The sequence below is a fragment of the Brevundimonas sp. genome, assembly GCF_036399195.1.
Classification (GTDB): Bacteria; Pseudomonadota; Alphaproteobacteria; order Caulobacterales; family Caulobacteraceae; genus Brevundimonas.
The window spans coordinates 1-4,058 of sequence record NZ_DASWNO010000233.1 but is presented as its reverse complement, the minus strand read 5'-3'; the positions used below and the strand labels follow the sequence as shown (position 1 = coordinate 4,058).

The window sequence follows — 4,058 nt, the reverse complement described above, 5'->3', positions numbered from 1 at the left end:
CATCTAACCTGGACCGGTCCTAGCCGATCAGGCGTCCAACGGAAACGCCCCCGCGCCGTTCACAGAAGCGTGAGGGGGCATTCCGCCGAAACGATGACGCTTCGCGCCTATTCGAGAAAGGCGTTCACCTCGGCCGCGAAGACCGCCGGCTGATCCAGCATGATGAAGTGGGCGCTGTCGTCGATCCGCTTCAGCTTCGCGCCCGGCATGCCGGAGAATGAGGCGCGATAGATGCCGTCGGTGATCTCCGGGGTCATCCGAGGGTCGTTGAACTTGACGTAGAGCACCGTCGTCGGCGCCGTGATCCTGGCCAGCTCGGGCCGCAGGTCGGTGACGATCAACTCGCGGAAGGCGGAGGCCGACACCTGACGGTCGCTGGTCGTCGTGTCTTCCAGAGGACCGGCTCGCGCCGTCTCGGTGTTGATCATGCCGGTCACGGCGGCGGCGGCCTGCGCCTGATAGCCCTCCAGCGGCCCCGAGGTCATCCCGGCGTAGATCTGGTCCGCGACAGGCGCGACGCTCGCGGCCGTCGCCCCTGGCGCGCCGAACATGGCGCCCATGAACGGCACCATGTCGACGACCATCAGCCTGCCGACGCTGTCGGGGTGGCGCGCGGCCAGCATCATCCCGATCGTTCCGCCCATGGAATGGCCGATGACCGCCGGTTTGTTCAGCCCCTGCTCGGCGATATAGCGGGCGAGGTCCTCGGCGACCGGGGCCGACACCGGGCCCGTGGCGTTGGCCTCGGCCGGGGCGCCGGCGAAGCCTTGCACATGGATGCGGTGCACCCGGTAGCGGCCCTTCAGCTGCTCGGTCAGGGCGCCCCAGACCTCAGGCGAGGAACTGAGGCCCGGGATCAGGATCACGTCGCCCTGCGGCCGCTCGGGACCGTCAACACGCACATGGAACCGCCCGGACTCGAAGTCCGCGTGCCGGTGGCCGTGCCCCGCCTGGGCGTGGGGGGCGTGGCCGTCCTGCGCGGCGGCGGGGGCGGCGAAGGCCGGGCTGGTCAGAACGGCGGCGGCCAGTATGGCGGTCAGAACGGATGTCATCGGGCTGTCTCTCCATCAGCGTTCCTGCCGGATACGCCATCCTGCTTTAAAATGCAAAGCACTTTCTACGGCGGTCGCGCCTGCCGCTGGCGGGAAGCGCGTGAGGCGGCCTAGAATAGCCGGCATGACGCCTCCCGAGACCCGCGCCGCCTCCGCCGACACACGAGCCCAGCCCGCCGGCTTCGGCAAGGGGTTCGTGACGGACGCCTGGTATTTCGCCGCCCTGTCTCGCGACGTCGCGAGCGGTTCGCTGAAGCGTCACGAGCTGATGGGCGAGCCGGTCCTGATCGGCCGCACCCAGGCGGGCCAGGTCTTCGCCATGCGGGACATCTGCCCGCACAGGGCCGCCCCGCTGTCGGCGGGGCGCATCGTCGACAAGGGCGAGGGCGAGACGGTGGAATGCCCCTATCACGGCTGGCGGTTCCGGACCGACGGGGTCTGCGCCGCCATCCCCTCGCTGGTCGAGGATCAGGCGATGGAGACCGACCGCATCCGCGTGCGGCGCTATCCGGTGCGCGAGAGCCAGGGAATGGTGTTCGTCTGGATGGCCGCCGACGCGCGAAGCCCCTCCGAGCCTGATCACGGGCCGCCCGCCTTTCCCGGCGTGGTCGGCGGCGAGGCCAGGCTGGTCGAGTGGATGGACTTCGACGCCCACATCGATCACGCCGTCGTCGGCCTGATGGACCCGGCCCACGGGCCCTACGTCCATCAACAGTGGTGGTGGCGGTCAGAGCACTCGATGCACGAGAAGGCCAAGGCCTTCGAGCCGCGCGAACACGGCTTCGCCATGGTCCGGCACGCCCCCTCGTCGAACAGCCGCGCCTACAGGATCCTCGGCGGCGCCCCGGCGACCGAGATCACCTTCCGCCTGCCCGGCTATCGCTGGGAGCATATCCAGGTGGGAGAGAAGCAGGTGCTGGCCCTGACCTGCCTGACGCCGGTCACGGAGACGCGGACGCGCATCACCCAGATCTTCTGGTCCGACCACTGGGTCTTCGGCCTCGCCCGGCCGTTCCTGCGCATGGGCGTGGTCGCCTTCCTCAAGCAGGACGGCGGCATGGTGAACCTGCAGAACGAGGGCCTGCGCTACGACCCGGCCCTGCTGTGGATCGACGACGCCGACAGACAGGCCAAATGGTACCAGCAGCTGAAGCGTGAATGGGCGAAGAGCCGCGCCGAAGCCCGGCCCTTCGCCAATCCGGTCCAGCCAGCCGTCCTGAGGTGGAAGAGCTGAGTTGAGGCGAAGCTACATCGTCTTTCCGGGGCCGGTCCGCCGCAGGCGGATCGGAACCCGGAATCCAGGAGGTTCAGCCACATCCGAAAGCCGCACCGCCTGAGCCCAATCACCTGGATTCCGGGTTCCGCTGCGCGGCCCCGGAAGGACGAGGGTGTGGGACGACAGGCCGCGCCACCTCCCCACGATTTGGGGAGGAGACGATGCCTACTACTGCCGCGACAGGGCGCTCGCCAGGATGATGTCGATCTGCTTGCTCATGTGAGCGGTCAGCTGCTCGACGTTCCAGCCGTCGTAGGCGGCGCGGCGATAGTTCGACAGGAAGGCGTCGTAGATCAGCTCGCACAGCAGGTGCACGTCGCTGTCCTGGCTCAATTCGCCTTCGCGCACGCCCGTCTGGAGGGTGTCGGAGATCACGAAGACGAGCGGCTTGATCGCCTCGCGGGTGCGCATCTCAGCGGCCACGGGCTGGAACCACGACCGGGCGACAACCGCCTGAACCAGCGGCAGCTGATCGATGCTGGCGTGATAGGTCGCGGTCAGCGCGGCGCGCAGGCGCGCCTTGACCGACGACTCCGACGCGGCGGCGGCCCGAACGGTCTCCGCGACCTTCACCATGTCGGCGGACAGGACGGCTTCGAACAGCTCGGCCTTGTCCTGGAAGTTGGCGAACACCGCGCCCGTCGACATGCCGGCGCCCTTGGCGATGTCGCGGATGGTGGCGGGCTCGTAGCCGCGCTCGGCGAAGAGCTGGCGCGCCGAATCCAGCACCTTCTGACGGGTGCGGACCTTGGCGGCCTGACGGCGGTTGAGGCGGGGAGCCTCGCCTTCCTGGTCGCTGTCGGCCGGGGAGGACGTCTGGGCGATATCTCGCATCGAAAAAATACTCACTGGACGGCGGCTGACATCCGCCGGGAAACTGAACGCAAGAGCGGTGAGACGGCGGGCGCTCGGCCCGGCTCGCCTGTGAGGCGAAGTCGCGCAGTCATCACGCAACGATGACCAAAATGGGGTAGCGGGCCAATCCGCGCCTGACCAGCGGCCCGAGCCCCGGCTCGCAGGACCCGGGCGCGGTGCGGCTCAGCGACGCAGGGTCGAGCGCAGCGCACGCGGGCGGCGGGGGCCGTCGCCTTCGGGCATGGCCTCCTGGAACATCTTGCGGAACCCGTCGCGGCGTTCATGGATCGAGGCCAGCACCAGACCCATGGGGACGCCCAGATCGACCAGCGTGTTCTCGGCCAGCTGCAGACTGGCCTCGGTGGTTTCCGGCACCGCGTCGGTGACCCCGAGGCGGTACAGGCGGACGGCGTGCTTCTCGTCGCGGGCCCGAGCGATCAGGCCGACGTCGGGCCTCATGGCGCGCACCGCCCTGACCACCTCGTCGACCTTGGACGGGCTGTCCATGGTCACCACGACAGCCCGCGCGGTCTCGATGCCGCACAGGGCCAGCATCTCGGCGCGACCGGCGTCGCCGTAAAAGACGTTCGCCCCCTCCTGCCGGCCCTTCGCCACGGTGGCGGCGTTGGCGTCGACGGCGAGGAAGGCCTGGTCGTGGGCCTTCAGGATGTCGCTGACCAGCCGGCCGACGCGCCCGAAGCCGACGACAAGGACCTGACCTTGTTCCGCCACGGGGGCCATGGCCTCATCGGGCAGGTCGGGCCGTTCAGCCTTCACGCTCAGCAACAGCCGGTCGGCCACCGCCGCCATCAGCGGGATGCTGAAGATGCTCAGCGTCGCCGCGAGCAGGACCGTCTGGGTGAAGGCCGGGGAAG

At 69.1% G+C, this 4,058-nt stretch carries 4 protein-coding genes; 1 reads left to right on the top strand and 3 read right to left on the bottom strand.

Features of this window, described 5'->3' with window-relative positions; genetic code table 11:
• Positions 1-107: 107 nt before the first annotated feature.
• The gene (locus VGB60_RS10285) at positions 108-1,052 is read right to left on the bottom strand and encodes an alpha/beta hydrolase (RefSeq protein WP_331038170.1); all 945 of its coding nucleotides are present in this window, start codon (positions 1,050-1,052) and stop codon (positions 108-110) included.
• 124 nt (positions 1,053-1,176) lie between these two features.
• On the opposite strand from VGB60_RS10285, the gene VGB60_RS10280 reads away from it, so the two are divergent.
• Positions 1,177-2,286, top strand: a complete 1,110-nt coding sequence (locus tag VGB60_RS10280) for an aromatic ring-hydroxylating dioxygenase subunit alpha (RefSeq protein ID WP_331038169.1) — start codon at positions 1,177-1,179, stop codon at positions 2,284-2,286.
• Between the two features lie 210 nt (positions 2,287-2,496).
• On the opposite strand, the gene VGB60_RS10275 is transcribed toward VGB60_RS10280, so the two are convergent.
• Both VGB60_RS10275 and VGB60_RS10270 read right to left on the bottom strand, forming a co-directional pair.
• Positions 2,497-3,162: a TetR/AcrR family transcriptional regulator gene (locus tag VGB60_RS10275; RefSeq protein ID WP_331038168.1), complete on the bottom strand. Its 666-nt coding sequence runs from the start codon at positions 3,160-3,162 to the stop codon at positions 2,497-2,499.
• 204 nt (positions 3,163-3,366) lie between these two features.
• On the bottom strand, positions 3,367-4,058 hold a 692-nt coding region (locus VGB60_RS10270; protein WP_331038167.1), incomplete at its 5' end, for an NAD-binding protein.

Excerpts from the sequence above, each read along its gene's own strand:
- VGB60_RS10275 (WP_331038168.1), bottom strand. The coding sequence starts at position 3,162 with ATGCGAGATATCGCCCAGACGTCCTCCCCGGCCGACAGCGACCAGGAA.
- VGB60_RS10285 (WP_331038170.1), bottom strand. The coding sequence starts at position 1,052 with ATGACATCCGTTCTGACCGCCATACTGGCCGCCGCCGTTCTGACCAGC.
- VGB60_RS10280 (WP_331038169.1), top strand. The coding sequence starts at position 1,177 with ATGACGCCTCCCGAGACCCGCGCCGCCTCCGCCGACACACGAGCCCAG.